This is a genomic window from Azospirillum tabaci (assembly GCF_014596085.1).
GTDB lineage: Bacteria > Pseudomonadota > Alphaproteobacteria > Azospirillales > Azospirillaceae > Azospirillum > Azospirillum tabaci.
In genome coordinates, this window is sequence record NZ_JACCJY010000007.1 from 175,422 (window position 1) to 201,594 (window position 26,173).

The 26,173-nt window shown below is 67.4% G+C and carries 19 protein-coding genes; 7 read left to right on the forward strand and 12 right to left on the reverse strand.

The annotated features are described in order from the left end of the window. Positions 1–61 precede the first annotated feature (61 nt). Entirely contained in the window at positions 62–289 is a 228-nt protein-coding gene (locus H0B54_RS11175; RefSeq protein WP_188260355.1) for a hypothetical protein, read from the reverse strand. A gap of 53 nt (positions 290–342) precedes the next feature. Here H0B54_RS11175 and H0B54_RS11180 point away from each other — a divergent pair, with 53 nt between their 5' ends. Continuing rightward, complete coding sequence (locus H0B54_RS11180; protein ID WP_188260356.1) at positions 343–1,215, forward strand: response regulator transcription factor; 873 nt, start codon at positions 343–345, stop codon at positions 1,213–1,215. Between the two features lie 76 nt (positions 1,216–1,291). Here the strand turns inward: H0B54_RS11180 and H0B54_RS11185 are convergent, their stop codons facing one another. Next, the gene (locus H0B54_RS11185; RefSeq protein WP_188260357.1) at positions 1,292–2,062 is read right to left on the reverse strand and encodes a response regulator transcription factor; all 771 of its coding nucleotides are present in this window, start codon (positions 2,060–2,062) and stop codon (positions 1,292–1,294) included. Positions 2,063–2,878: 816 nt separating this feature from the next. On the opposite strand from H0B54_RS11185, the gene H0B54_RS11190 reads away from it, so the two are divergent. After that, complete coding sequence (locus tag H0B54_RS11190) at positions 2,879–3,544, forward strand: response regulator transcription factor (RefSeq protein ID WP_246472469.1); 666 nt, start codon at positions 2,879–2,881, stop codon at positions 3,542–3,544. Here H0B54_RS11190 and H0B54_RS11195 read toward each other — a convergent pair. The 9 genes from H0B54_RS11195 to H0B54_RS11235 all read right to left on the reverse strand — a co-directional run bounded on the left by H0B54_RS11195 (position 3,513) and on the right by H0B54_RS11235 (position 13,817). Next, complete coding sequence (locus H0B54_RS11195; RefSeq protein ID WP_188260359.1) at positions 3,513–4,043, reverse strand: response regulator transcription factor; 531 nt, start codon at positions 4,041–4,043, stop codon at positions 3,513–3,515. The two genes, H0B54_RS11190 and H0B54_RS11195, sit on opposite strands and share 32 nt — an antisense overlap. A 120-nt stretch (positions 4,044–4,163) precedes the next feature. Continuing rightward, positions 4,164–5,600, reverse strand: coding sequence for a UDP-glucose dehydrogenase family protein (locus H0B54_RS11200; RefSeq protein ID WP_188260360.1), 1,437 nt, complete (start codon positions 5,598–5,600; stop codon positions 4,164–4,166). 81 nt (positions 5,601–5,681) lie between these two features. Next, complete coding sequence (locus tag H0B54_RS11205; RefSeq protein ID WP_188260361.1) at positions 5,682–6,665, reverse strand: SDR family NAD(P)-dependent oxidoreductase; 984 nt, start codon at positions 6,663–6,665, stop codon at positions 5,682–5,684. Positions 6,666–6,692: 27 nt separating this feature from the next. Continuing rightward, complete coding sequence (locus H0B54_RS11210; RefSeq protein WP_188260362.1) at positions 6,693–7,772, reverse strand: GDP-mannose 4,6-dehydratase; 1,080 nt, start codon at positions 7,770–7,772, stop codon at positions 6,693–6,695. A gap of 45 nt (positions 7,773–7,817) precedes the next feature. Then, the gene (locus tag H0B54_RS11215; RefSeq protein WP_188260363.1) at positions 7,818–9,062 is read right to left on the reverse strand and encodes a glycosyltransferase family 4 protein; all 1,245 of its coding nucleotides are present in this window, start codon (positions 9,060–9,062) and stop codon (positions 7,818–7,820) included. Between the two features lie 198 nt (positions 9,063–9,260). Then, on the reverse strand, positions 9,261–10,067 hold the full coding sequence (locus H0B54_RS11220) for a WecB/TagA/CpsF family glycosyltransferase (protein WP_188260364.1): 807 nt from the start codon (positions 10,065–10,067) through the stop codon (positions 9,261–9,263). Further along, positions 10,064–11,143, reverse strand: a complete 1,080-nt coding sequence (locus tag H0B54_RS11225; RefSeq protein ID WP_188260365.1) for an NAD-dependent epimerase/dehydratase family protein — start codon at positions 11,141–11,143, stop codon at positions 10,064–10,066. Before H0B54_RS11225 ends, H0B54_RS11220 begins: the two co-directional genes overlap by 4 nt. A 51-nt stretch (positions 11,144–11,194) precedes the next feature. Continuing rightward, a complete protein-coding gene (locus tag H0B54_RS11230) occupies positions 11,195–12,793 on the reverse strand; it encodes an undecaprenyl-phosphate glucose phosphotransferase (protein ID WP_188260366.1) in 1,599 nt (532 codons plus the stop codon). Between the two features lie 76 nt (positions 12,794–12,869). Then, complete coding sequence (locus tag H0B54_RS11235) at positions 12,870–13,817, reverse strand: UDP-glucuronic acid decarboxylase family protein (RefSeq protein ID WP_094304737.1); 948 nt, start codon at positions 13,815–13,817, stop codon at positions 12,870–12,872. Positions 13,818–14,366: 549 nt separating this feature from the next. On the opposite strand from H0B54_RS11235, the gene H0B54_RS11240 reads away from it, so the two are divergent. From H0B54_RS11240 to H0B54_RS11260, 5 genes are all read left to right on the forward strand, one after another. Beyond that, the gene (locus tag H0B54_RS11240; protein ID WP_188260367.1) at positions 14,367–16,715 is read left to right on the forward strand and encodes a Wzz/FepE/Etk N-terminal domain-containing protein; all 2,349 of its coding nucleotides are present in this window, start codon (positions 14,367–14,369) and stop codon (positions 16,713–16,715) included. Between the two features lie 165 nt (positions 16,716–16,880). Continuing rightward, on the forward strand, positions 16,881–19,142 hold the full coding sequence (locus tag H0B54_RS11245) for an NAD-dependent epimerase/dehydratase family protein (RefSeq protein ID WP_188260368.1): 2,262 nt from the start codon (positions 16,881–16,883) through the stop codon (positions 19,140–19,142). After that, complete coding sequence (locus tag H0B54_RS11250) at positions 19,139–20,404, forward strand: MATE family efflux transporter (protein WP_188260369.1); 1,266 nt, start codon at positions 19,139–19,141, stop codon at positions 20,402–20,404. The genes H0B54_RS11245 and H0B54_RS11250 overlap by 4 nt, the downstream gene beginning before the upstream one ends. Then, a complete protein-coding gene (locus tag H0B54_RS11255; protein ID WP_188260370.1) occupies positions 20,391–21,617 on the forward strand; it encodes a glycosyltransferase in 1,227 nt (408 codons plus the stop codon). Before H0B54_RS11250 ends, H0B54_RS11255 begins: the two co-directional genes overlap by 14 nt. Continuing rightward, positions 21,614–22,957, forward strand: coding sequence for an O-antigen ligase family protein (locus H0B54_RS11260; RefSeq protein WP_188260371.1), 1,344 nt, complete (start codon positions 21,614–21,616; stop codon positions 22,955–22,957). Before H0B54_RS11255 ends, H0B54_RS11260 begins: the two co-directional genes overlap by 4 nt. Before the next feature lie 122 nt (positions 22,958–23,079). Here H0B54_RS11260 and H0B54_RS11265 read toward each other — a convergent pair whose 3' ends face one another. Then, positions 23,080–25,899, reverse strand: a complete 2,820-nt coding sequence (locus tag H0B54_RS11265; RefSeq protein WP_188260372.1) for a carbohydrate-binding domain-containing protein — start codon at positions 25,897–25,899, stop codon at positions 23,080–23,082. Positions 25,900–26,173: the final 274 nt, after the last annotated feature.

Genomic DNA, 26,173 nt, shown 5'->3' on the forward strand with positions numbered 1-26,173 from the left:
CCATTCTTTCCTTGGGAGCGAAGTTCACGCATCCCGACAAGTAAAGGTTTCAGCGCCACTGTTACAGATTTGAAAAAGTTACTAATTTGGGGGTACTTTGCGGATATCCGCGCACAGTATTATGATCTTGTTTGCGATTGACGGTCAAAACGGGCTGCGATGTTATAGGTTCGAAGCGGTCGCACAGACCTCTTGCAGCATCGCCTTCCCGCTTGATCCGGTTCATTTGATCGAACAGCGCCAAAGTCATCGCTCCGGTGATGTCGGCGGCGACCCTTGCGACGATCATGGACGGTTCCACGGAGTGGCGTGTCCATGGCGTGTGGCTGAGGGAGATTATGTATGTTGCCGTGCAAAGACGGAACGCGCCTGCCCAACGCCTTCCGCCGCGCTCCATCGGTCACATCCTACGCCTCCAACCACCTCCTGGCCGCCAATCCCTTGACCGCCGCCCCCATGAACGACCCCGGCTCGTTCGGGTCCTATTACCGGATGTCCGGGGGGGCGCGGCCGCTGGGGGAGGATCAGATCGTCACGGCCATCCTGCACGACGAAACGCCGCTGACGCGGGAAAGCCTGTCCACCAGCCTGAACCTGTGCGGACGGGGGGTGCGGGTGCTGACGGCGGCGTCCCTGGCCGATCTGGAAAGCGCGGTGCGGCAGGACGGGGCACCAGACGTGGCGCTGGCCAATTTCAGCGGGCGGCTCACCTCCGATCCCGAATTCCGCTCAAGGCTGGCCGAGCTGCTGGAGGTGCTGGACGGCATACCATTGATCATGCTGTCGGATTCCGATGAGACGGCGACCGCGCTGGAGGCCATCCGCCAGGGCGCGCACGGCTATATCTCCACCACCGTGGGCCTGACCATGGCGCTGGAGGCGATCCGTCTGGTCGCGGCGGGCGGCATCTTCGTTCCGGCACCCATCCTGCACCGGTTGATCACCGACCAGGCCGGGGTGCCGGACCCGGTGCTTCAGGCCGCCTTATCCGTCCCGCCACCCGCGGTCAACGGCAAGCCCCATCTGACGCAACTGACCCCGCGCCAGCTCGCCGTCCTGGAATGCCTTCAGGAAGGCAAGCCGAACAAGGTCATCGCCCACGAGCTGGGGATGCGGGAAAGCACCGTCAAAGTGCATGTGCGGAACATCCTGCGGCGGCTCGGTGCCACCAACCGGACGGAAGCGGTGTGCCGGGTCATGCGCGAGGAAGAGTGAGCCAGGCCAGAAGAAACGGCGCGGGGAAAGGTCCCGCACCGCTTCTCCGCAGCGCCATCCAATCAGGGCCACCCAATCAGGGCTGATTCGATTCCAGGGCCGCGCCACGCGACAAATGGGCGTGCGCCATGAAAGCGGCCTCCGTCCGGTTGGTGGCGCCCAGCTTCTTGAGCACGTTGCGCACATGGGCCTTGGCGGTGTTCTCGCACATGCCCAGCATGTAGGCGATGAGCTTGTTCGACTTGCCCTCGCGCATGCAGGTCAGCACGGCCATTTCCCGCGGCGTCAGCCCGCCGATCCGGTCCGTCACCGGCACGGAGACGCCCGGCGGCGGGGTCTGCGGAACGGCGATGCCGCCCGGCACCGGCGCGATCAGCGATTGCAGGGACGTGGCGGGCACGAAGGTTCCCCCGGCGGCCACCAGCCGGATCGCCTCCAGCATGACCCCCAAGCCGAGGCTGGGCACGATGTAGCCGCGCACGCCGAGGCGCAGGCTTTCCAGAATCATCCCGCCGTCGTCGCGGTCCGAGATGATGACCAGCGGCACCGGCAGGCAAGCCGACACGGCGTCGCGGATGGCCGCGCACAGGACGTCATTCAGTCCCATTTGCGCACCGATGTTGCACAACACGACCTCGGTCCGCCCGTCCCGTGCCAGCACACCGGCGGCGTCCTTCAGCGAGGCCACCGATCGCACGGTCATGTCCTGGCACAGCGTGCCAAGGCCGAGCGAGAAGCAATCCCTGGTCAGGCTGTTCGGGTCCACCAGGACCACGGCGATCCCTGGGGCGATCCCTGGCACGATCCCTAGGGCGATCCCCGGTTGCTGCTTGATTTCCGTCGTCATCCGCTCCCCTTTCCGTAAAACGACAATTCTCCTCACCTCGTCAAACCAGGGTTGCTGGCCTTTGCCCACCACAACCGGCAAAAGAGGCTTCAATTTTCGGGTGAGCGCGTCCGCCCGCGGATACTCGGAAAGATTTCATTTTTTTCATTTTCAGCGCCTTTCCCTGCCGACCACACGGATTGTTTCTGTTGGAAGATCATCAGGAATGCTTGCGCGGTTTGCATTTGATGCATTCAACGTTACCAGAACATTCGGCCCGGTAAATACGCACTTCGATGCAGGGTCGCGGCGGGTCGGCGTTTTATTCCGTACCCATTCCGGCGCCCATGAAACCGTGCTTCCCGGGACGCGTACGCCTTTGTGAGGATGGGAGCGGCGTGGGGTATTTATTCCACCTTACCCCACTGCCGGACCGAGGGAGACCATCGTCCGCCACCCTCTTCTTTGCGATCGAAAGAACAGGACCAAACGGCACAAATCAGAGAACGGTGCGCTCTGACCAATGGAAAGACCACAAGGACAAGACATTGCGCTTCCGGATGGTGAACACAGAAGCCTCTCCGGAAAACACGGCATCCCGATGGAAGCACTTCAAATAGGAGGTAAAGGCAAAGTCCGACGTAGTTATTTATGCGCGGGATTGACATTGACGAAAGCTTGGGTGCAGCGCAGCATAAGACCAGCAGAATGGGTTGGGAGGCATGCTTCATGGCATCGAGCGGGAAGGCGGTTCCCTCGCCCTGTGCCGCCGCACGCGGTCCGGGAGCGGTGAACGGGGGCCGGGGCATCGCGGCCCTTCTTCTGGATGAAACGCCGTTGACCCGTGAAAGCCTGTCCGCCGGCCTCAGCCTGCGCGACCCATCTCTGAAGTTGCGGACCGCGGCGTCACTGGGCGAGGCGAAGGCGATGCTCGCCGCCGGAACGCCCCCCGCCGTCGTGCTGTGCAACGTCGTCAGCCTGACCCCGCCGAACGGCAACGTCCTGGCGACATTGCGCGACGTTGCCGGTGCCTTCGGTGGCACGCCGCTGGTCGTTCTGTCCGATGGGGAGGAGGAGGACCTGCCCTTGGAAGCCAGTCGGCTGGGCGTACGGGGGTGTCTGCCGACCAACGTCGGCCTCGCCGTGGCCCAGGAAGCGCTGCGTCTGGTCGCGAGCGGCGGCACCTTCTTCCCCTCCCCCTTCCTCCACCGCCTGCTGCAGCGTCGCGAGGCCACCGAAGACGACCCGCCCGCGCCATCCGGCGCAGCGGCGCTGACGGCGCGTCAGCGCGGCGTGCTGCAACGGCTTCGCGAGGGGAAATCGAACCGCGTCATCGCGCAGGAACTGGGGATCAGCGAGAACACGGCGAAGGTTCATGTCCGCGGCATCTTGCGGGCGCTGGGGGCCTCCAACCGCGCCGAGGCGGTGCGCAAGGCCTGGCAATCGGCCGAACCGGCCGCTCAGGAGTCGGTCAGCCGGGATCTGAACCGGAATCGGGACTGACCGTACCGCCGCCATGGATCAGCCGCAGGGCGGCAATCACCTCGGCCAGCGGCATCCGGCCACTCAGCACCCCCCGCAGGCCGAGGCGCACCGAGGCGGCGGTCACCGCCGCGCCGGGCCGGTCGGCCAGGACCGCGATGGGAGGATGAGGGCCGCCGCCCGACAGCGCGTCCAGAAGCTGGCCGACGCTGCCTTTCGCCGGGTCGGCGCGCCCGATGCTCACGAGAACCACGTCGGTGCCGCGCAGGGCGGCCGGAAGATCGGCCAGCGCCGCGGCGCTGCGGCGATGGCTGACGGCCACGTCCGGCGCGAAGGCGTTGATGGCGGCGGCGAGGCTTTCGCCGAACAGCGAGCGGTCGTCGATCAGCAGAACGGCGATCGGTGCCCGCCCCCCGGTCCGCCCGTTCGGGTGCGGAGGAATGGCGGCGCCCCGCGCGCCGGAGGGCGCACGGGGCATGAACTCTCGACGGATACCGGCCAGCGCGTCCAAGCCAACCATGGCTGTGTCTTTCGGAATCGGGAGATCCCAGCCGGCGTCCGTGACGGACCGCCGCTGCCGCGGGGACGGTCCGTTCAGGGCACCGGTGCGTGACCGGAGTCGGCGGGCGGAGCGCCCGCGTCAATCCGCCAGATCGGAGGCGGCCGCAGCAAGCTGTCCGGAGAAGGGCAGGACACGGGCATCGCCCGCAAAGCTGTTGCTGAGGAGCATGGCCTCCGCCGCCTTGCGCCGCTTCGCCGCGTCGGGCCGCGCATCGCGCCGCCCGACGGAGCAATAGTGGAATCCCGCCGCCGCCATGGCCGCCGGAGCGTAGACGTTGCGCAGATCGACCATCACCGGGCGGCGCATCAGGCTGCGGACGCGGCCCAGATCCAGCGCGCGGAACTCGTTCCATTCCGTCAGGATGGCGACGCAATCGGCTTCCGCCAGCGGGGCGTAGGCATCGTCATGCCAGACCACGCCGGGCAGCAGGTGCCGCCCCTCCTCCATGCCGGCGGGATCGTAGACATGGACCGTCGCCCCGGCCTCCTGAAGCAACGGGATGATCTCCAGGCTCGCCGCCTCACGCATGTCGTTGGTGTCGGGCTTGAAGGTGATGCCGAGCACGGCGATCCGCTTGCCCGCCATGTCCGGTCCGCAGGCCTGGAGAATCCGCTCGGCCATCTGCCGCTTGCGCGCCCGGTTCACGTCCACGACCGTTTCGATCAGCCGGACCGGCGAACCGTGCTGCCGCCCGGTGCGCACCAGCGCCTCCGTGTCCTTCGGGAAGCAGGAGCCGCCGAACCCCGGCCCGGCGTTCAGGAACGGGCGTCCGATGCGCCCGTCGAGCCCCATGCCCGCCGCCACGTCCTGCACATCCGCCCCCACCCGTTCGCACAGGTCGGCCACCTCGTTGATGAAGGTGATCTTGAAGGCCAGGAAGGCGTTGGCCGAGTATTTGGTCAGCTCCGCCGTCTCGATGCCGGTGCGCACGAAGGGCGTCCCGGCGCGGATCAGCGGCTGGTAGAGGGCATCCATCACCGCACGCGCCCGGTCGGACTCGGCGCCGATCACGACCCGGTCGGGCTGCATGAAATCGCCGATGGCCGAACCTTCACGCAGGAACTCCGGGTTGGACACCACGTCGAACTCGGCGCGCGGGTTGATGTCGCGGACCAGCGCGGCGATCTGGCGCCCGGTGCCGACCGGAACGGTCGATTTGGTCACGATGACGGTGTAGCGGGACATGGTCCGCGCGATCTCCGCCGCCGCGGCATGGACGTAGGTCAGGTCCGCCCCACCGTCGCCGGGACGGGAGGGGGTGCCGACCGCGATCAGCACAACATCCGCCCCCTCCATGGCGACCGCGAGGTCGGAGGTGAAGGACAGACGATCCGCCGCCATGTTGCGCGCCACAAGGACGTCGAGGCCGGGTTCGTAGATGGGGATCTCGCCACCCCTCAGGCGCCGGATTTTCGTTTCGTCCTTGTCCACACAGCACACGTCGATGCCGAATTCGGCAAAGCAGGCGCCGGACACGAGGCCGACATAGCCGGTCCCCACAACCGCGATCCGCATTATTCCGCTCCTGTTCCTTATTGGCGTTGCCGAAGCCAGCTCCGGGCCGAAGCCAGCCCTGGCCGGCTCGAAAGGTGGCCGTCAGGCCACGGCGCGCTCCGCCATGCCGTTCGCTTGCCCATTCTCGCGCAATGCCCAGCGCACGGTTTCCGCCAGTCCCTGCTCCAGCCGCGTGCGCGGCGTCCAGCCAAGCACCGACCCGGCATAGGTCACGTCCGCCTGCACGCTGCGCTGCTCGCCCGGACGTTCGGGGTGGTGGAGCACGGGATGGTCCGCCCGCGTCCGACCCAGAGCCCCCAGCGCCAGGTCGGCCAGTTCGCTGATGCTGGTCTGCCGTCCGCTGCCGAGGTTGAAGATCTTCCCGTGGCTGGCCGGGTTGTCCAGCGCGCCGACCCAGGCATCCACCACGTCGTCGATGAAGACGAAGTCGCGGGTCTGCTTGCCGTCGCCGTAGATGTTGATCGGCTCGCCGCGGATGATGTTGCCCAGGAAGATGCCCAGCACCCCCTGATAGGGGTTGTCCACCGCCTGCCGCGGCCCGTAGACGTTGTACATGCGGAAGGAGGTGACGGCGAGACCGCCCGGAAGGTCGGGCCGCGCCGCCGTCAGATGGATGTAGCGCTCGCCCGCGTATTTCGTCACCCCGTAGTAGGACACCGGGGAGCAGGGCGTGTCCTCCGGCGTCGGGACCACCTCGGCGTTGCCATAGGCGCTCATCGAACTGGCGTAGAGGAGGCGCTTCACCCCGCGCTCCACGCACTGCTGGAGGACGTTCACCGTCCCTTCCACGTTGGTGCGCAGGTCGCCGACCGGGTTGCTGAAGGCGCGGATGATCGACACCTGCCCGGCGATGTGGATCACCGCGTCGGGCAACTGCTCGAACGCCTTGTCGAGGTCCGAGGGGTTGGTCACGTCGCCGCGGATGTAGCGCACCTCCGCCGGCACGTTGGCGCGCAGCCCGGTGGACTCGTTGTCGATCACCGTCACCCGGTGGCCGAGCGACACGAGGCGGTGCGTGATGTGGGAGCCGATGAATCCGGCCCCGCCCGTTACAAGCACGTCCATTGGTTCCTCCACCGCACAGGAATGGGATTACGCGCTGAGGGCGATGCGGCCCGGTTCCAGCTTGCCCTGGTCCGTGGGCAGGCTGTTCTGGGCGAGGTAGCTTTCCGCCCAATCCCACAGGCGGCGGATGCCGGTGTCGCGGTCCACCTGCGGGCGCCAGCCGAGAACCTGCTCCGCCTTGCGGATGTCGCTGACGTAGCAGGGCTGGTCGCCGGGCCGCCAGTCGGAGAAGTCGGCTTCGACCGGCTCGCCGCGCAGGGTGGACAGCAGTTCGCCGAACTCGCGCCAGACCGAAATGGTGTTCTCCGGCCCGCCGCCGATGTTGAAGACCTGCCCGCGGCTGACCTCGATCTTCTCGGTGGCGAGGCGGAAGGCGCGCACGAGATCCTCGACGAACAGCACGTCGCGCACCTGCATGCCGTCGCCGTAGATGTGGATGGGCCGCCCGGCCAGCGCCGAGATGATGAAATGCGCGACCCAGCCCTGGTCCTCGTTGCCGAACTGGCGCGGGCCGTAGATGCAGCTCATCCGGAAGACGACGGTCGGCAGGTCGTAGATGCGGGCGTAGTCGCGCACATACTGGTCCGCCGCCCCTTTGGAGCAGCCATAGGGCGAGTGGAAGTCCAGCGGCTCCGCCTCCGAGACGCCGAGCGGACGGTCCACGAAGCGGTAGCGGCTGTCGGTCTGCTCCACCGCCACATGCTCCAGCCCGCCATAGACCTTGTTGGTCGAGGTGAAGACCACCTTCGGCGGGTTCTTCATCCGGCGCGCCGCCTCCAGCACGTTGAAGGTGCCGAGCGCGTTGATGTCGAAGTCGGTGCGCGGATCGTCCAGCGACGAGGTCACCGCCACCTGCCCGGCGAGATGATAGACCTCCTCCGCCCCGGCCATGCAGGATTTGACGGCGGTGAAGTCGCGCACGTCGGCCTTCATGAAGGTCAGGCGGGAGCCGGCGTTCAGGCTTTGCAGCCACGCCGCGTTCCGCTCGCTGCCCGGGCGCAGCAGGGCGTCCAGGACGACGACGTCGCGCCCGTCCTCCAGAAGGTTCTTGACCAGATTGCAGCCGACGAAGCCGGCCCCGCCGGTCACGAGCGTCTTGCCTTCCATAGGTTTCTTCTCCATTGCTGCGGCTTTTACCGGTTGGGCAGGGGTTCAGGCGGCCTTGAGGACGGCGGCGCCCGCCGGGCGGCGGATCACCGCTTCATAGAGCCGGTGGGTGTCGGCGGCGGCGGCGGCCCAGTCGAAGCGCTGGGCGGCGCGCAGGCGGCCATGGCGGCCCATCCGCAACCGCCGCTCGGGGTCCGCGGCCAGCTGCTCGACGGCGGCGCGCAGGGCCAGCGGGTCGCCCGGCTCCACGATCACCGCACAACCGTCGTCGACCTGATGCGGGATGCCGCCGACCCGGCTCGCCACCACCGGGACGCCGAAGGCCATGGCCTCCAGGATCACGTTGGGGAAGGTGTCGGCCAGGGTCGGGAAGACGAACAGGTCGGAGCGGCGGAACATGGCGGCGACCTCCGCCTCGGCCAGATTGCCGGTGAGGTGGATGGTCTGGCCCGGCCCGCAGCGGCGCTGGTACGCCTCGTAATCGACGAAGTCCCGCTTCTCGCCGCCGACGATCAGGCGGAACGGCATCGACAGGCCCACGAAGGCGTCGAGCAGCACGCCCAGCCCCTTGTTGGCCGTGTGGTTGGCCAGGAAGAAGGCGGTGACGGGGCCGCCGTCCTCCCCCCGCTCCGGGATGCCGAACCTGCGGTGGATGTCACGGTCGGCCGCGGTCGGCGCGCCCCAGTCGTTCGGGCGGTCCACGCCGTAGGGAATGACGGCGATGTCGTCCCCCTTGAAGCCGAAGCCGCGGACGATGGGCAGATCGACCGGCGAGATCGCGCAAATCGCCGCGGCGTTGCGGACGACGTAGCGGACCGGACGGTCGATCAGCAGGTCCCAGGCCAGCCGCCGCGCCGCGTCCATGCGCCGGAAGGCCGCCGGGTTGCCGATCTCCACGAAACCATGGGTGGACACCACGTAGGGCACGCCCTTCGCCACGCAGGCACGGGCCACCCGCATCATCTCCAGCGCCGGGATCGGGTTGTGGATGTGCACCAGATCGTAGGAGCCGTGGCGGATCAGCGCCGGGATGCTCGACTGGTAGAACAGGGTCTTCGCGCGGTTGGGCAGCACGGAGTCGAGCCCGACGAAGGGGCTGGAGGTCCGCACCGCGATCCGTTCGCCCGGCTTGCCCGGGTCCATCGGGACCCGGCTCGCCATGCCCATGTTCGCGATGTCGATGCGGTCATGCGCCTGCAACGCGACGCTCAGTTTCTCCGCTGCCTTGCTGGCGCCGCTGACCGCCAGATGCGGCGGCACAACGATCGCCGACAGGATCTTCAGGCTCATCGCAGGAATCCTCGACTATCATGGAAGCGCAGGCCGCATGGGTCGCGTCTCGCGGCGCTGTTCCGAGGTCATTCAGGAGAATCCGCCAATGCCATACCGTTTCATTCCAAAAACGGCACACACGATTACAGCATCGGAAGGACTTTCATTTGTAATAACGGTGTTTTTATTTGGCAACCGCTAAACAACGATCACCGTCTAGCCAAATCGAAGCTCTCCTTTCGGACGCCGTGCCTGACCGCTGCGGACCAGCGGCATCTGCACCGCCTGACAGGCCAGCAAGAACAGGAAGGCCGGATTCAGCATGACGTAGCGCCGCCACAGCCGGCGCGGCTCCGTGGACAGCCGGAACAGCCATTCCAGGCCGGAATTCTGCATCCACATCGGCGCCTGCGGTTGTTTGCCGGCGATGAAGTCGAAGGCGGCGCCGACCGCGATCAGCGGCATCGACAGCGCCGCCTTGTGCTCGTAGACCCAGGTTTCCTGGCGCGGGCAACCCAGCCCGACGAAGACGATGCGGGCGCCGGAGTCCATGATCTCGCGGTCCACCGCCTCGCGTTCCTCGGCGCTCAGGGTGCGGAAGGCGGAGGGGCGGGCGCCGGCGATGATCAGGCCGGGGAAGCGCTCCGTCAGCGCCGTGATCAGCGTGCCGAGCAGCCCCGCCGTGGCGCCGTAGAGGTAGATGGGAAGCCCCTTCTCCGCCGCCGCCGCGCAGGTGCGCAGCATCAGGTTCGGGCCGTAGACGCGGTCCGGCAGGGCGGCACCGTGCAGCCGATTCAGCGCCCAGCGCACCGGCTGGCCGTCCGGCGTCACGAGGTCGATGGCGTTCAGGCGGTAGCGGTGCTCGGGGTCGAGCGCTCCGGTCATCACCCCATGCACGGCAAGCGCGCTGACCGCGAAGGGTTTTTGCTGCTCCGCCGCGTCGATGATGGCGCGCACGCCGGCCTCGTAATCGACGGCGTTGACGTAGACGCCGAGCACTTCCTTTTTCCCATGGTCGATCATGCCACGGCCTCCACGCCCCAGCGGCGCCGATTGCTGTCGTGAATGTCGGTGAGGATGTTGCGAACGTCGTGCCGGATGTCCCAGGACGGGTAGTGGGACCGGAACCGGTCGAGCGAGCTGACCCACCAGATGTGGTCGCCGATGCGGTTGGCCTCCTTGAAGGCCAGATCCATCGGGCGCCCGGTGATCTCCTCGCACAGCGCCACCGCCTCCAGGATGGAGCAGTTGCTCGCCCGTCCGCCGCCGATGTTGTAGACCTCGGCGCTGCGCGGCGCGTCGTAGACGGCGTGGAAGGCGGCGATCAGGTCGTTGCTGTGGATGTTGTCGCGGACCTGCTTGCCCTTGTAGCCGATCACGTCGTAGCGGGTGCCGGTGACGGCGCAACGCATTAGGTAGGCCAGGAAGCCGTGAAGCTGCGTCGGCGAATGATTCGGCCCGGTCAGGCAGCCGCCGCGGAAGCACACCGTCTTCATGCCGAAATAGCGGCCGTACTCCTGAACCAGCACGTCGGCGGCCACCTTGGAGGCGCCGAACAGGCTGTGCAGGGTGGCGTCGATCGACATGTCCTCGGCGATGCCCCCGGCGTAGCGGTGCGCCGGGTCGATCTCGTAGCGCGTCTCGGTCTCGATCAGCGGCAGGCGGTTCGGCGTGTCGCCGTAGACCTTGTTGGTCGAGGTGAAGATGAACACTGCGTCCGGGCAGTGGCGCCGCGCCGCCTCCAGCAGGTTCAGCGTGCCGTTGGCGTTCACCGAGAAATCCATCTGCGGGTCGCGCGCCGCCCAATCGTGCGATGGCTGCGCCGCCGTGTGGATGATCAGGGAGATGGCGGCCCCGTGCCGCTCGAACAGCGCGTCGATGGCCGCGGCGTCGCGGATGTCGATGGCGTGGTGGCGGTAGCGCTGGCGCAGCGTCTGCTCCAGGGTCTGGCGCTGCCACGCGGTCGAGGCCTCGTCGCCGAAGAAGGTCCGCCGCATGTCGTTGTCGATGCCGACGACATCCATTCCCAGCGCACCGAAATGCAGGCAACTCTCCGACCCGATCAATCCGCAGGAACCGGTGACAAGGGCGACGGACATGACGTCTAACTCCTTCACTGTTGTTCGTTGCTCTTTCGGGGTCTTCGCCGGTCAATAGGCGTTGCGGTCCCAGAAAAGGAGAAGGGCGGTGCGCACCATGATTTCGGCGTCCAACCCCAGGGACCAGTTGTCGACGTAGTAGAGGTCGTGTTCGACGCGGCGGGCGGCGGTGTGGAGATTGTCGATCTCACCGCGCAGCCCGTTCACCTGCGCCCAGCCGGTGATCCCGGGACGGACGCGGTGGCGGCAGGCGTAGTTCTCCACCGCTTCGTGGTACAGCACGTCCCCGGCCTTCATGGCGACGGGATGGGGCCGTGGCCCGACGATGGACATGTCGCCGCGCAGGACGTTGAAGAGTTGCGGAAGCTCGTCGATGCTCGTGCGGCGCAGGAAGCGGCCGACGCGCGTCACCCGCGGATCGTTGCGCACGGTCCGCTGCGCGCCCGACTGGTCACCGCGGTCGGTGTGCATTGTGCGGAATTTCCAGATTTCGAATTCTTCGTTGTTGAAGCCGAAGCGCTTCTGGCGGAACAGCACCGGGCCGGGGCTTTCCAGTTTGATGGCCACCGCGGCGAGCAGCAGGACCGGCGCCAGCGCGGCCAGCGCCGCGCCGCCGATCAGCAGGTCCTCCGACCGTTTCAGCACGCCGCGCCAGCCGGCCAGCGGGTGATGGATGACCCCCAGCAGCGGGATGCCCGCCGTCGTGTCGACCGATAGGCCCGCGGTGCGGGCGATCAGCCGGTGCGGCAGCAGGCGGACGTCCACCGCGAGGACGCGCAGACGTTCCAGGATGTCGGTGATCTCGGCCTCGGCGCTCCAAGGAAGGGCCACCACCACGAGGTCGATGCGGTTCTTGCGCACCTGCTCGACCAGCCCGGTCACGCCTCCCAGCACCGGCACCCCGGCCAGCCGGGCGGTGGTCAGGGGCGGGGCGTTCACGGTCGCGGGCCGGTCCGCCGCGGTGGACACCGCGCCGATCACCTGATAGCCCGCCCCCTCCGTCCGCTGGAGCCGGTCCAGCCATTCGAAGGCCAGATCGTTGGTGCCGACCAGCAGCGTCCGCTGCCGCAGGCCGCCGACGAGATTCCAGTCGCGCGCCAAACGAAGGAACAGGCTGCGCAGAGCGGTCAGCCCGAACAGGCCGAGTCCGTACCACAGCCACAACGTCCCCACCGCCGCCGTGTCCAGCCGCCGCAGGTCCCCCGTCACGCCGAGCATGAGGACGAGCACCAGAAAGGCCGCCGTCCACGCCCCGAACAGCGGCCCGGCGTGCGAACCGATGGTCCGCCGCACCGCCTTGGGGAGAAGGTTGCGGTAGCAGCCCGCGGTGTAGAAGCACATCAGCGACAGCACCGCCAGCGGACCGACCGCGGCGTTGAAGACGCCCGCGAAAGCATGAACGGCGTCTGCGAACGGTGCCGGATCGGCCGGGGCGGCCCGGAGCAAACGGGCGGCGATGCCCTCCGCCGCCAGCCCCGTCCCGACGACCATCAGCGCGTCCGCGGCCACCAGCCCGCACAGCAGGGCGGGGGCGGAGGCCGCCGCGGCGACCGGCGACGCGGACACCGGGCGTGGGCCTTGGAAGGCCATCCCCACGCGCGCGCCGTAGTCCGGCTTCGCCGAGCTGTTTCGTGAAGGGAGTTCGAACATCCGCCGTTCCCTGTTGGCCCATTCCCTGCCGCCGCATCCCAGCGATGCGGCGGCGCTGCCAGTTGCGTCGCCGCGCTCAGAAGTAGGTCTTGGCGAAATAGGCGATGGTGCGCTCCAGCCCCTCTTCGAGCGGCACGTGGGGCATCCATTTCAGGTAGGCGTTGGCCTTGGTGATGTCCGGCTTGCGCTGCCGCGGGTCATCCTGGGGCAGCGGATGCCGCTCGATCCGGGAGCGCGATCCGGTCATCCGGATGACGGTCTCGGCCAGTTCCAGAATGGTGAATTCGCCGGGGTTGCCGAGGTTGACCGGGCCGGTCACCGTTCCGTCCGTTTCCATCAGCCGGTGCAGCCCCTCGACCAGGTCGTCGACGTAGCAGAAGGACCGCGTCTGCGAGCCGTCGCCGTAGATCGTGATCGGGTCGCCCTTCAGCGCCTGGACGATGAAGTTCGACACCACGCGCCCGTCGTTCGGATTCATGCGCGGGCCGTAGGTGTTGAAGATCCGCGCGACCTTGATCGGGACCTTGTGCTGCCGGTTGTAGTCGAAGAACAGCGTCTCGGCGCAGCGCTTGCCCTCGTCGTAGCAGGCGCGCGGGCCGATGGGATTCACATTGCCCCAATAGTCCTCGCGTTGCGGATGGACGAAGGGATCGCCGTAGACCTCGCTGGTCGATGCCTGGAGGATTGTCGCCTTCACCCGCTTGGCCAGCCCCAGCATGTTGATGGCGCCGTGCACGCTGGTCTTGGTCGTCTGCACCGGGTCGAACTGGTAATGCACCGGCGAGGCCGGGCAGGCGAGGTTGTAGATCTCGTCAACCTCCACATAGAGGGGGAAGGTGATGTCGTGGCGCACCGCCTCGAATTTCGGGTTGTCCAGCAGATGCGCAATATTCGAACGCGCGCCCGTAAAATAGTTGTCGACGCACAGGACCTCTTTCCCGGCGGCCAGAAGACGCTCGCACAGGTGCGATCCGATGAACCCGGCGCCGCCTGTCACAAGAACGCGCTCAGTCGTGGACGTCATTGAGCCTCTCCATGGAGTTGACCGGGGAATTCGACCGGGCCGCGGCAGTCTGCGGAGACATCACGCCAAACCGCTTCCACGATTATTTTAAAATCCAGCGACGAGACGCTGCACTCCGCCATGCGATACGGACCATCACTCAGCCCTTTACGCAGGAATGCACGGCCATGTCTGGAATCGTGCGGCGTTTTCAAGCCTGAACCGGCCCCGCTGCACCCGGCAAACTGTGACCGGCGCGGTGTTGACCGTCAAACACGCGGACGGGGTAACGGATATGATTATTTATGACGGTCGCCGTCGTAAGCACAGCGACGGATGGGCCTTCTTTTTTTCAATTGTTGCGCGCCGCCATTCACGGTACTCGAAGTCTGTCCGGCAACGGTTGCAGCAGCGGAACATCCCCGTCCATTCGGGCCTGTTCTTTAAAAGGCATCCGAATTCTCGGTTATCTACAAAGAAAATAAAAAGGCCGCAGCGCGTCCTTTTCTCCCATCCGCCACACCCATTCTGGGCCGGACCGCCAGCCAGCAAGACGAAAGGGGCGACGACGTGAATTCTTCGATCGGCAAAGGCGGAACGCTTCCAGGCCACGAAGCGCACGCCAGCGTCCTTCCGGACAGTCTCCTGCAGTCGGGCGCCGGGGATTCCTCCGATGTCCGCGGCCGCCAGGAGGCGACGGTCTTCGCCACGCTGGCCGTGCTGTGGCGGCGCAAGTTGCTGCTGCTCGCCATCATCCTGCTGGGGACGGCGACCATCACCTATGTCATGCAGTCGCTGAAGCCGATGTACCGCGCCACCGCGATGGTGCAGCTCGATTCCCGGCGGGTCGAGCTGGCGGAGTTCAAGTCGGTGGTGTCCAACCTGACGCCCGAGGCACCGGCGGTGCGCAGCGAGGTGTCCATCGTCGGCTCGCGCGCTCTGGCGGAGCGGGTGGTGGAAAAGCTGGGCCTGCAGAACGATCCCGAATTCAACCCGACGCTCAAGGCGCCGGACGGCACGGACGATCATTGGCTGAAGCGGGTCACCAAAGCCGGTGTCGGCGCGCTGCCGCCGGAAGGCAACGACGTTCTGCGCCAAATCGTGCAACAGGCGACCGCCCTGTTCCGCGCCGACGACGGGTCGCTTGCCCGCGACCCGAACCAAGCCCGCCTGCTGACCATCGACACGCTGCTGCGCCGGATCGAGGCGCGCAACGACGACCGGTCCTACACCATCATCATCGAGGCGTCGTCGGTCGATCCCGCCAAGGCCGCCGCCATCGCCAACGCCTTCGGCCAAGCCTATCTGGACTACCGGACGGAGATGAACCGCGACCTGACCGAGCGGGTCAACCAATGGCTCGGCGGACGTCTCATCGAGGCGCGCGAGGCGGTGCGCAGTGCGGAGGAGGCCATCCGCAGCTTCCGCAAAGAGAACAGTCTGCTGGAACTGCCGCCGGACGGGCGCAACATGGTCCAGCAGCAGATGAACGAACTCGCCACCCAGCTGACCGCCGCGCAGGCGCAGAAGGCGGCGGCGGAGGCGCGCGTGCGCCAGGCCCGCGAGCAGACCGCCGCCAACAACGCCGCGGCGATCCCGGAGGTGCTGGCCTCCCCGCTGATCCAGAAGCTGCGCGAGGCGGAGGCGATGCTGGAGCGCCGGCTGGCCGAACTCCAGCAGGTCTACGGCGACAAGCATCAGGACATCGTGAATCTCCGCCGCGGCATCGGCGAATTGAAGGCCCGCATCCGCGACGAGGTCGGCAAGATCCAGAAAGGCCTGGACGCCGATCTGGAGGTCGCGCGCATCCGCGAGGCCTCCCTGCTGAAGAGCATCGCCGATCTTCAGGAACAACAGAAGGGGATTGAGGCGACCGGCATCCGGCTCCGTGATCTGGAACGCGCCGCCGACGCCCACCGCACCCTCTACCGCAGCCTCGCCGAACGCTACGAACAGACGATGGCGCTGAAGAACACCGGTGCGCTGGACGCGCATCTCAGCGCCCCGGCCCTGCCGCCGATCCGCCCAGCCTTCCCGCAGCTGCGCATGTCGCTGGGTGTCGGGCTCATCGGGTCCACGGCGCTGGCGGTGGCGCTGGTGCTGCTGCTGGAGCGGCTCAGCTCCGGCCTGCGCACGCCCACACAGGTGGAGCGGGCGACCGGCGTGCCCTGCCTCGGCATGGTCCCGTCGCTCCCCCGCAACGAGGCGGCCTGGAACCTGCCGCTGCATCCCGACAGCCGCCGCGCCCGCGAGATCGGGGCTTTTCGCGAGGCGATCCAGACGGTGCGGACCATGGCCTGCATGCCACGCAAGCGGGGGACGCCGCCCAAGGTGCTGCTCGTCACCTCCTCCATCCCCAAGGAGGGAAAATCGGTGCTGGCCGCCAATCTGGCGCGGTCGCTGGCCGGGCTGGGACTCAACACGCTGCTGATCGACGCGGACTTCCGCCGGCCCTCCATCGCGAAGCTGCTGGGCTACCAGCCGCAGGGCAGCGTGACCGACCTGCTGGACGGTCGCGTCGGCATCGACGACCTGATCCACCAGGAGACCACCAACCTCGGCGTCCTGGGCAACGCCGTCGGCACCCCCAACGCGCATGACCGCATCAGCTCCCAGGCGATGAGCGACCTGATCGGATGGGCGCGCCACAATTACGACGTGGTGGTGATCGACAGCGCCCCGGTGATGCTGTTCTCCGACGCGCTGGCCCTGTCCTTCCTGGCCGACAGCGTGATCTACGTCGTCCGCTGGCAGCACACCCCGCTGGACACCGTGATGGCCGGCTTCAACAAGCTGAAATCGGTCGACACCGCCGTGGGCGGCGTCGTGCTGTCGCGGGTCGTCGCGTCCAAGCACGTCAAATACGGCCACAAGGACGACGCCTACTACTACGCCCTGCACGCGCCCGCGCGCCACTGAACAGCAAGGCGGTTGCGCTAACCAACCCTCTCCCCTCCGGGGAGAGGGGGGCCCGAAGGGCCGGTGAGGGGGTCCTGCCGGGGCGATACGTCCGGCACACCAGCACCCCCCTCACCCTTAGCCCTCTCCCCAGGGGGAGAGGGAACAGCCAAAAGCGAGGATTCCATGACCAACGCCGAGTTCCCGCGGCTTGCCATCATCGGCTGCGGCAGCATCGTGAGCCATCACCTGTTGCCGGCGCTGCTCCGCCTGGGCTGGCGGCCAAGCGTCCTCGTCGATCCCTCGCCGGAGCGGCTGGAGGCGGTGCAGGCCATGCTGGGCCGCAACCGCGCCCCCGCCGCCGTGGCCGACTGGCGGGAGGCGGCCGACCGGTTCGACGCGGCGCTGGTGGCCGCCCCGCCGATGTTCCACGCACCGGTCGGCCAGAGCCTGCTGGAAGCCGGGAAGCACGTCTTCATGGAAAAGCCGCTGGCCGTCACGCTGGCCGACGCCGAGCGCATGGTGCAAACCGCCGACGAGCGCCAACGGGTGCTCGCGGTCGGGCTGATGCGCCGCTACGTCAACGGCGTCCGCTGGCTGAAGGCGCTGGTGGACTCCGGCCAGCTCGGCCGCATCCTGCGCTTCGAGGCGCGGGAGGGTTTCGTCTACAACTGGGGCATCAGCTCCCCGTCGATGCTGCGCCGGGACGGGGCGGGCGGTGGCGTGCTGCTCGACACCGGCTCGCACACGCTGGACCTGCTGCTGTGGTGGTTCGGGGAGGCGGCGGAGGTCGACTACAGCGACGACAGCTACGGCGGGCTGGAGTCCGATTGCCGGCTGTCCCTGACCATGGCGTCCGGTGCCACTGGAACGCTGGAGCTGAGCCGCACCCGCGCCCTGCGCAACACCATCCGCGTCTACGGCACCAAGGGCAGCGTCGAGGTCCATCTTTACGAGAACCAGATCGCGTCGGACGTGCCGCAGATCCTCGATTTCGTCCATGACGGCTTCTCCGCCAACCACATCCCGCCGCAAATCTTCGGCGACCTGTTCCAGGCGGAGCTGAAGGATTTCGCCGGGGCCATCCGCGAGGGCCGCCCGGCCGCCGTCGGCGGGCGCGACGCCCTGCCCTCCACCGCGCTGATCGAGCGCTGCTACGCCAGCCGCAAGCCGCTGGCCCTGCCCTGGGTGGACGGTCCGGCGCCGGCCGCCGGTCCTCGTACAGACGATCCCAGGACGAATGGGCCGACCGTGGTGGTGACCGGCGCCGCCGGCTTCATCGGCGGGCGGCTGGTCGAGCGGCTGTGCCTGGAGCACGGCGCCAAGGTCCGCTGCATCGTCCGCGACATCGCGCAGGCGGTGCGTCTGGCCCGCTTCCCGGTGGAGATCATCCGCGCCGATCTGCTGGACCGCGAGGCCATCGGCAAGGCGGTGGCCGGCGCCGACTGGGTCTTCCACTGCGCCTACGACGTCCGGTCGCGCCGCCAGAACATCGATGGAATGAACGCGCTGATCGACGCCAGCCTCGCCAACGGGGTGGAGAGCTTCGTCCATCTCAGCACCTTCTCGGTCTACGAACCGCTGCCGGACGGTCCGCTGTCGGAGGAGACGCGCGACGGCGACCGGGCCTGGAGCTACGTCCAGAACAAGCTCGACCTGGAAAAGATGGTGCTCGACGCGGCCCACAAGCGCGGCCTGCCGGGGGTGGTCCTGCAGCCCTCCATCGTCTATGGCCCCTTCTGCAAGCCCTGGACGAACGCCCCTGCCGAAATGCTGCTGAGCGGCACGGTGGTGCTGCCGCAGGAAGGCGGGCTGTGCAACGCCGTCTACATCGACGATCTGGTGGATGCGATGATCGCGGCGACCCGCAGCCCGCAGGCCATCGGGGAGCGTTTCGTGATCTCCGGCCCCGACGCCCCGCCCTGGGCCGCCGTCTTCGGGCGCTTCCAGGAGGCGCTGGGCGTGGACAGCCTGCGCTTCCAGCCCGCCGAGGCCATCCGCAAGGAGATGAAGAGCCTGCGGCGCGACATCGCCATGGTGCTTCAGGACCCCAAGAAGATCATTCAGATCATCGTGCGCTGGCGCCCGGCCCGCCGGCTTCTCCAGGGCGGGTTCGACAGCCTGCCGCCGCGGCTGCGCCATCTCGTGATGGTCCATTACTTCCTGAAGAAGAAGGCCAGCCGCAACCAGCTCTGGCTGCCCGACGCGCAGAAGCTGGCGCTCTATCAGGCCAAGGCGGTCATCGACCTGGGCAAGGCGCGGCGCCTGCTGGGCTATGAGCCGCGCTTCACCTTCGAGGACGGCATGGCGCTGACCGCGGAGTATCTGCGCTGGGCCTACCGGGACGTGCCGCGCACCGCCCCCGCCGCCGCGCGGCCCGCCAACGAAGACCTGCAACCCGCTCCCCTGCCCGCCGCCACCGAGACGACACGGGTCGGCAACGCATGAGCATGATCCCGGCGTCCTTCGTCCGCAGCTTCTGGACCCTCGCCGACCAGGGCGTGGTCAGCTTGGGCATGTTCGTCATCAACATCCAACTCGCCCGGACCTTTCCGTCGGAGGAATACGGGACCTTCGTCTTCATCCTGTCGATCCTGCTGGCGCTTCAGGTCGTCAATGTCAGCCTGATCCAGTATCCGCTGTCGGTGGAAGGCGCGGTGCTGGCCCCCGCCGAACGCCGGACCCTGGCGGGCCGCGCGGTCATCATGACCGCCGGATCGATTCTGCCGCTGTCCGGCATCCTGGCGCTGGTCGGCTATGGGTTGGGCATGCCGGAACTGGTCGGCCCCGCCGTGCTCTACTTCATCGTCTGGCAGGTGCAGGAAATCGGGCGGCGCGGTCTGATGTCCGGGCTGAAGCATGACAAGGCGCTGTGGGGCGACAGCGTCACCTATCTGGGCCAGATCGTGGTGCTGAACCTGATGGCGCTCGGCGGCCATCTGACGCTGGAACGGGTGTTCATAGCCATGACCGGTCCGGCACTGGCCGGGGCAATCGTCCACTTCACCATACTGCGTCCCCGTTTTGCCGGCCTGTCGGAGCTTCCCGAGGTCTACCGCCGCTTCTGGTCCATCGGGCATTGGGCGCTCGCCAACAACCTGTTCCTGATGCTGCGGGTGCAGAGCCTCGTCTGGCTGATGGCGGCGATGGACGGCATGGCCTCCACCGCGGCGTTTCAGGCGGTGGTCAATCTGGTGAACATCGCCAACCCGATCATCATCGGCATGGGCAACCTCGTTCCCCAGATCGCCGCGCGCGGGCGCAGCACCCCGCCCACGGGGGACGGCGCGCTTCATCCGGACGAGCAGGCGTGGCTGGCGATCCGCGGCTACGTCGTCATCGGGGCGGCACCGCTGCTGGTCTATTACAGTCTTGCGCTGCTGATTCCGGACCAAGTGCTGCACATCGTCTATGGCACCATGTCACCCTACGCCCACCAGGAGCTGCCGCTGCGCCTGCTCTCCATCGGGGCGCTGACCGGCTATCTGGCGGAGATGGTCTGTTCCTACTTCTACGGCGTGCAGCGCAGCCAGTTTGCGCTCATGGTGAACATCGTCGGCACGCTTGCGGTGTTCGCGGCCGTCGGCCCGCTGGCGGCGATGTACGGCGTCGCCGGAGTGTGCATGGCGCTGCTGTTCTCCAGCGTGCTGCGCGTCGGCGCCGCCCACTATTACCTTTCCAAGACGAGGACCGCCCATGTCGCCCGCTGACGGCAGCGCCGCATTCGCCGTGGACAAGGCCGGGCTGCGCCCGCTCGACCTCCGGCACGTCGTGATCCAGCCGGCCATCGCCCATCCCTCCTCCGCGAACGGATTGCACAATGTGGTGCGCTGCCTCATCGCGGAGCAGCGCGCCATGGGCGACGACGCTCGGCTGTGCCTGTTCTCCGACGATCCGGACGCCTTGACCGGCATCCCGGCAGACTGCCCGGCTCAGCGCTTCCCCCTCGGCGGGCCGCGGCTGTCCGGACGGTCGCTGACCATCGCGGACGCGACCCTGGACCGCCTGCTGGAAGGCGCCGGTCCGGACACGGTGGTGCACATCCACGGAGCGGTGAAGCCATTGTTCGCCGCGCTCGCCCGCGGGCTTCACCGGCGTGGCGTTCCCTATGGCGTGACGCTGCACGGCCAGTGTTCCCACATCTACGACATGGCGGGCCGGGTTCGCCGCCGCCTGCCCGCCGCCTGGATGCGCTTCGTCGATGGTCCGGCCTTCGCCCGCGCCCGCTTCGTCCATGCCATCACAGAAGACGAGGCCGCCATCGTCCGCAGGGTGGCCCCCACCGCCGCCGTCCGCCTGCTGCCCAACACGGCCTGGTCGGCCCGCCGCGGCGGCCTTCCCGCTCCCGCCCCACGGGCCGCGCCGGACGGGGACCGGCCGACCTTCGGCTATTGCGCGCGCTACGAGATCGAACACAAGGGGGTTGATCTGCTGATCGACGGATTCGCCGCCTACCGCCGGGCCGGGGGGCGCGGGGTGCTGGAACTGGCGGGATCCGGCCCCGCCCGCGCAGACATTGAACGGCGCGCGGAGGCCCATGGCCTCGGCCCCCACATCCGCGTGCACGGTCCGGTCTTCGGGGCGGACAAGGCGGCGATGATGGCGGGCTGGCATTACTTCGCCCTGACCTCCCGGTTCGACGTGATGCCGACCGGCTGTCTGGAGGCCGCCCTGTCCGGCCTGCCGCTGATCGTGACGCGGGAGACCGGCCTCGTCCCCTATGTGGAGGAGAACGGCGCCGGCTTCGGCGTGGCCGCCCTGACGGCGGAGGCGGTGGCCGACGCGCTGGCACTGGCCGAGCGGACCGGCCCCGGCCGCTGGCGGGAGATGGCGGCCAACGCGCACCACATGGTGGTGGGGATCGGCGACTGGGGGCGGATCGCCGCTCGGCTGCGCGCCGCGGCCTATGGACGTCCGTCATGAGCGCGGTCCTCTCCACCCCCAAGCGCAGCCGGACGCGGGCGGCAGACCTCTATCTGGGCTTCCTGATGGTGGTCCTGCTTGGTTACACCCTTGCCGGGCGCGGCTTCGCCTACATCGGGTTTCCACCCCTCTTCATTGGGGAGATTCTTCTGCTCTCCGGCCTTCTGGTCGCGCTGCGGACCGGCGGTATCGTCGCGACGCTGTCGAGCCTGCCGGGAACGTTGCTGGCGATCCTCATCGTCTGGGTCCTGGCCCGAACGATACCCTTCTTCGGTCTCCACAGCTTCGACGCCTTGCGCGACAGCGTGATCGTCATGTATGGCCTGTTCGCCTTCATCATCGTCGTCGTGCTGTACGATGATCCCACGCGGCTACGCCGGCTCGTGCTGGCCTACGGCAGCTTCGCGGTGCTGTTCGTGACGGTCATGCCGATCATCTATCCCGGCTACCAGCTGCTCCAGTCCTACCTTCCGGTGTGGCCGCGCTACAACGTCCCCATGATCAGCCTGCGCCCCGGCGAGATCGGCGTGCATTTCGCCGGGATCGCGCTGTTCGTCTTGCTCGGGTTCCGCCGCCTCAGCCTGCTGCAGCTTGCGTTGCTGGTGGTCGGCATGGCGATGGTCGCCGCGCACAGCCGCGGCGGGACGCTCGCCATCGTCGTGCCGCTGTGCATGGCGCTGGCCATGGTGCCGCGCAGCCGCCAGCTCGCCCCGCTGCTGATGATCGCCGTGTCCATCGTGGCCATCGCGGCTCTGCTGAACGTGGAAATCGAAGTGTCGTCGCGGAAGCTGTCGGTCGACCAGATCGCCACGAACCTGATGAGCATCGCGGGCTCCGCCGAGACCGCCAGCCTGGACGGCACCAAGCAATGGCGCATCATGTGGTGGGACAAGATCGTCAACTACACCGTACACGGCGATTACTTCTGGAACGGCAAGGGGTTCGGCATCAATCTGGCCGACGACGACGGCTTCCAGGTCATCGACGAGGAGGAGGCGCAGGTGCTGCGCAGCCCCCACAACGCGCACATGACGATCCTTGCCAGGGCGGGTGTTCCCGGTTTTCTGCTGTGGGTGGCTCTGCTGGGAAGCTGGGTGGCCTTCATGGTCCGCTCCTTCCTGCTGGCCCGCCGGCACGGTGACCGCGCCTGGGCGCGGCTGTTCGTCTTCCTGCTCGGCTACTGGCTGTCCATCGTCATCAACGCCTCGTTCGACGTGGCGCTGGAAGGCCCGATGCTGGGCATCTGGTTCTGGGTCCTGTTCGGGACGGGCATCGCCGCCGGCCTGATCCACCGGTCGGAGATCGAGGACCGGAACCGCCAGCTCCCGCCACTCCGATAGGTCCGGATGGCCGGCCGTTCCCGGTGGAGGCCCGCCAAGCGGTAGCATGGCCCCCGTCGACATGGAAAGGGCGGGAGCCTGCGGCTCCCGCCCCTTTTCTGCAGCGCCCTTAGGGCAGCACCTTACGCCGCATGGCTCAGCAACGACGGATCGACATGATCGAACAGCGGGTCGTAGCCGGCGTCGATCAGCGCATTGCTGTAGTGGCTGGCCGTGCCCGTCACACCGGCCAGGGCCGCCGGAGCGGCCTCCGCCTGCTGCGCGGCGACATGGCTCCACACGCTGTCCGTTCCGGCGTCCAGCGCCAGGGCCGTTGCCTCCCCGGCGACGGTGGCCGCGGGGAAGTAGCTCTTGTCGGCGCTGACCACCAGCGTGCCGTTCCACCACAGGGCGGACTGGCCCTTCATGACGTCATTGCCGTCGAGCGCGCCCCTGTCATAGGTGACGATCCCGTCCGTGGGCAGGACAGACTTGCCGTTGATCGTCACCTTGTTGACCATCAGGGTGCGGTCCTGGCCGTTCACAACGGCGTCGTTGTCGTACTGGATCTGCACCTTGTGCGCCTGATCGGCGGACAGGTTCGTGGTGAAGCTGTAGTCCTTGGCCGTGGTGCCGGCCACACCCTCCCCGACCTTCTGGCCGTCCACCAGCAGGTTGAAGTGGGCGTTCGCCCCGCCCGCCGCCGTGCCGGAGGCGTTCACGGTGATCGTCGTCGCGCTGGGGCCGTTCTGCGGCAGCGTGCCGCCCGCGGGGAACTCCGCGGCAGGCGCGTTCACCACCAGCGTGCCGCCCCACCACATGGAGGACTGGCCCTTGACCACGTCGTTGCCGTCCAGCGCCCCCTTGTCGTAGGTGACGATGCTGTCGGTCGGGTTGTGGGCGGTGCCGTTGATGGTGACCTTGTTGACGAACAGGTTGCGGTCCTGCCCGTTCACGAAGCCGTCGTTGTCGTACTGGATCTGCACCTTGTGCGGCTGCCCAGCGGTCAGCGAGGTGGTGAAGCTGTAGTCCTTCGCCGCCGTTCCGACCGTGGCGTCGCCGATGGCCTTGCCGTCCACCAGCACCTTGAAATGCGCGTTTTCCCCACCCGCGGCGGAGCCGGAGGCGTTGACCTTGATCGTCGTGACGCTGGCCGTGGGCGTCGTCGGGACGGTGGGCGTGGTCGTCGTGGTGTCCACCGCGAAGCCGGCGGAGGAGCCTGCCTTGCCCGCGTTGCCGGCGAGGTCGGTGTAGCTGCCGGCCTTCACCGCCACGTTGGCGTCGGTGATCTTCGTGCTGGACGACGGCGTGAAGACGGCGGTGTAGGTGGAGGCGTCCACCGTCTTGAAGCCGCTCAGCGTGCCGCCCTTCACCGTGGTGTCGGCCAGCGCGAAATCCTTCACCGCCTCGCTGAAGGCGAAGGTGATGAGCGGCGCCTCGCCCTTGGTCACGCTGGTGTCGGCGACGGTCACCTTGACCGTGGGCGCGGTGGTGTCGGTCGGCGTGGGGGCCGGCGGGTTGGTCGGGCTGGTGGGGGTGAGCGTCGTCCAGCCGGCGGTGGACGGATAAGCCTGGGACAGGGTGGAGTTCTCGTCCTGCGTGGTCGCGTTCATGTAGGCGGACCAGTTGTCGCCATCCGGGAAGTCGCCCCAGCGCCAGCGGTCGCCGTCCGGCATGTAGTAGGTGTTGTTGTTCCACACGTTGCCGCCGTTCAGCATGCCGGCTTCGTTGTAGTCGGCCACGCCGCCCGACTGGCCGTTGCCGTCCTTGGAGACGACGACGTTGTCGTGGATCTTGTTGTTGGTCGTGGTGTAGGTGCCGAATTCCCCGGCGCCGCGATCCTGCTGGATCATCACGATGCTGTTGGCGCCCTTGACCCCGGTGATGTCGATCTTGTTGCCATAGGCTTCGACATTCTGCGAGTTCTGGATCTGGATGGACCCGCCCCACAGCCAGCCCTCGGCCTGCGGCTTGGAGCCGTTCCCGACCATCACGTTGTTGCGGATGATGGCGTCGTAGCTGATTTCGTGGGTGATGCCGCCGCCGCTGTTGTTCACAAGAACGTTGTTCTCATACAGCGTGCCGACGTTGTCGATGTCGCTCCACAGGCCGAAGCCGGTGTTGTCGTGGGAATAGTTGCCCCGGACCACCAGGTCGGTGGTGTAGGCGAACTTGGTGCCGCCGCCTTCCCAGAAGACGTCGATGCCCGACCAGGCGCCGTTGCGCGCGACCTCGTTCCCTTCAACGAGGATCTTGGCACCGGCGCCGCCCAGGCCCATCTCGCCGTTGTCGTGGACGTAGTTGCCGATGAACTTGCTGCCGTCCTGCGCCGTGGCGCCGACCGCGTAGTTCAGGCGCAGCTCGTTGTCCTGGATGGTCCAGTTGACGTCGCCCTGAATGGCGCCGTGCTGCACCGGCGGAGCGTACTTCTCGATGACGAGGTTCTTGATCGTCACGCCGTCGGCGGTGCCGCTGAAGGCGTGGGCGGTCGCCCCGGCTTCCACCTTGCGCCCCGCCGGGTTGTCCCCCAGATAGATCTTGTCGGCGTCGTAGTCGAAGTAGAAGGTGCCCGGCTTCAGCTTCGACAGCGCGTCCACCGGGGTCAGCGGCTTGTCGTCGATGTAGACGGTGTCCGGATAGCCGCCGCGCATCGCATCGGGGCTGGCCTTGTCCGTTTCGCGGCGCTCGCCCTGCTGGGTCTGGCCGCCGACCACCCAGCGACCGGCGCTGTCCTGGCTGAAGCCGCTCAGCAGCTTCGACCCGTTCAGCACGGCGCCCTCGGCCCCGATGAAGGTCTGGTTGTCCTTGGGCGTGATCGACTGGAGACGGTACTCGCCCGGCTGCAACCAGAAGGTCGCGCCAGCGGGAGCACCATTGACGATGGACTGGATGTTGGCGCCGGGTGCGATGACGATCGCACCAGCGGGGGCCGTCAGCGTCTTCGGTCCGTACAGGTTAGCCATATGTCAATGCTCTCTTGAGATGTTATCTACTGGTATGAGTTCTTCGGCGTTTTCGCCCTTTGGCATATGCGTCTATTACCAATTCGAGGAATGTTCCTGGCGGGGCATTTTTGTGAGATTCCCGGCATCTTTTGCGAAGACTCCGGGAAGCTCCTGTTTTTCAAAAGGAAATCTTCCACTTATCAAAGAGCGGGCCAAGCAATGGGAATTTTTGCTTTCGGTATTTTCAGGCGCGCAAACGCCACGCGCCGCGGGTGAAGCTCACACGGCCTGA

Coding starts and splice junctions, on each gene's coding strand:
- H0B54_RS11175 (WP_188260355.1), bottom strand. CDS start 289: ATGATCGTCGCAAGGGTCGCCGCCGACATCACCGGAGCGATGACTTTG.
- H0B54_RS11180 (WP_188260356.1), top strand. CDS start 343: ATGTTGCCGTGCAAAGACGGAACGCGCCTGCCCAACGCCTTCCGCCGC.
- H0B54_RS11185 (WP_188260357.1), bottom strand. CDS start 2,062: ATGACGACGGAAATCAAGCAGCAACCGGGGATCGCCCTAGGGATCGTG.
- H0B54_RS11195 (WP_188260359.1), bottom strand. CDS start 4,043: ATGGTTGGCTTGGACGCGCTGGCCGGTATCCGTCGAGAGTTCATGCCC.
- H0B54_RS11200 (WP_188260360.1), bottom strand. CDS start 5,600: ATGCGGATCGCGGTTGTGGGGACCGGCTATGTCGGCCTCGTGTCCGGC.
- H0B54_RS11205 (WP_188260361.1), bottom strand. CDS start 6,665: ATGGACGTGCTTGTAACGGGCGGGGCCGGATTCATCGGCTCCCACATC.
- H0B54_RS11210 (WP_188260362.1), bottom strand. CDS start 7,772: ATGGAAGGCAAGACGCTCGTGACCGGCGGGGCCGGCTTCGTCGGCTGC.
- H0B54_RS11215 (WP_188260363.1), bottom strand. CDS start 9,062: ATGAGCCTGAAGATCCTGTCGGCGATCGTTGTGCCGCCGCATCTGGCG.
- H0B54_RS11220 (WP_188260364.1), bottom strand. CDS start 10,067: ATGATCGACCATGGGAAAAAGGAAGTGCTCGGCGTCTACGTCAACGCC.
- H0B54_RS11225 (WP_188260365.1), bottom strand. CDS start 11,143: ATGTCCGTCGCCCTTGTCACCGGTTCCTGCGGATTGATCGGGTCGGAG.
- H0B54_RS11230 (WP_188260366.1), bottom strand. CDS start 12,793: ATGTTCGAACTCCCTTCACGAAACAGCTCGGCGAAGCCGGACTACGGC.
- H0B54_RS11235 (WP_094304737.1), bottom strand. CDS start 13,817: ATGACGTCCACGACTGAGCGCGTTCTTGTGACAGGCGGCGCCGGGTTC.
- H0B54_RS11245 (WP_188260368.1), top strand. CDS start 16,881: ATGACCAACGCCGAGTTCCCGCGGCTTGCCATCATCGGCTGCGGCAGC.
- H0B54_RS11250 (WP_188260369.1), top strand. CDS start 19,139: ATGAGCATGATCCCGGCGTCCTTCGTCCGCAGCTTCTGGACCCTCGCC.
- H0B54_RS11255 (WP_188260370.1), top strand. CDS start 20,391: ATGTCGCCCGCTGACGGCAGCGCCGCATTCGCCGTGGACAAGGCCGGG.
- H0B54_RS11260 (WP_188260371.1), top strand. CDS start 21,614: ATGAGCGCGGTCCTCTCCACCCCCAAGCGCAGCCGGACGCGGGCGGCA.
- H0B54_RS11265 (WP_188260372.1), bottom strand. CDS start 25,899: ATGGCTAACCTGTACGGACCGAAGACGCTGACGGCCCCCGCTGGTGCG.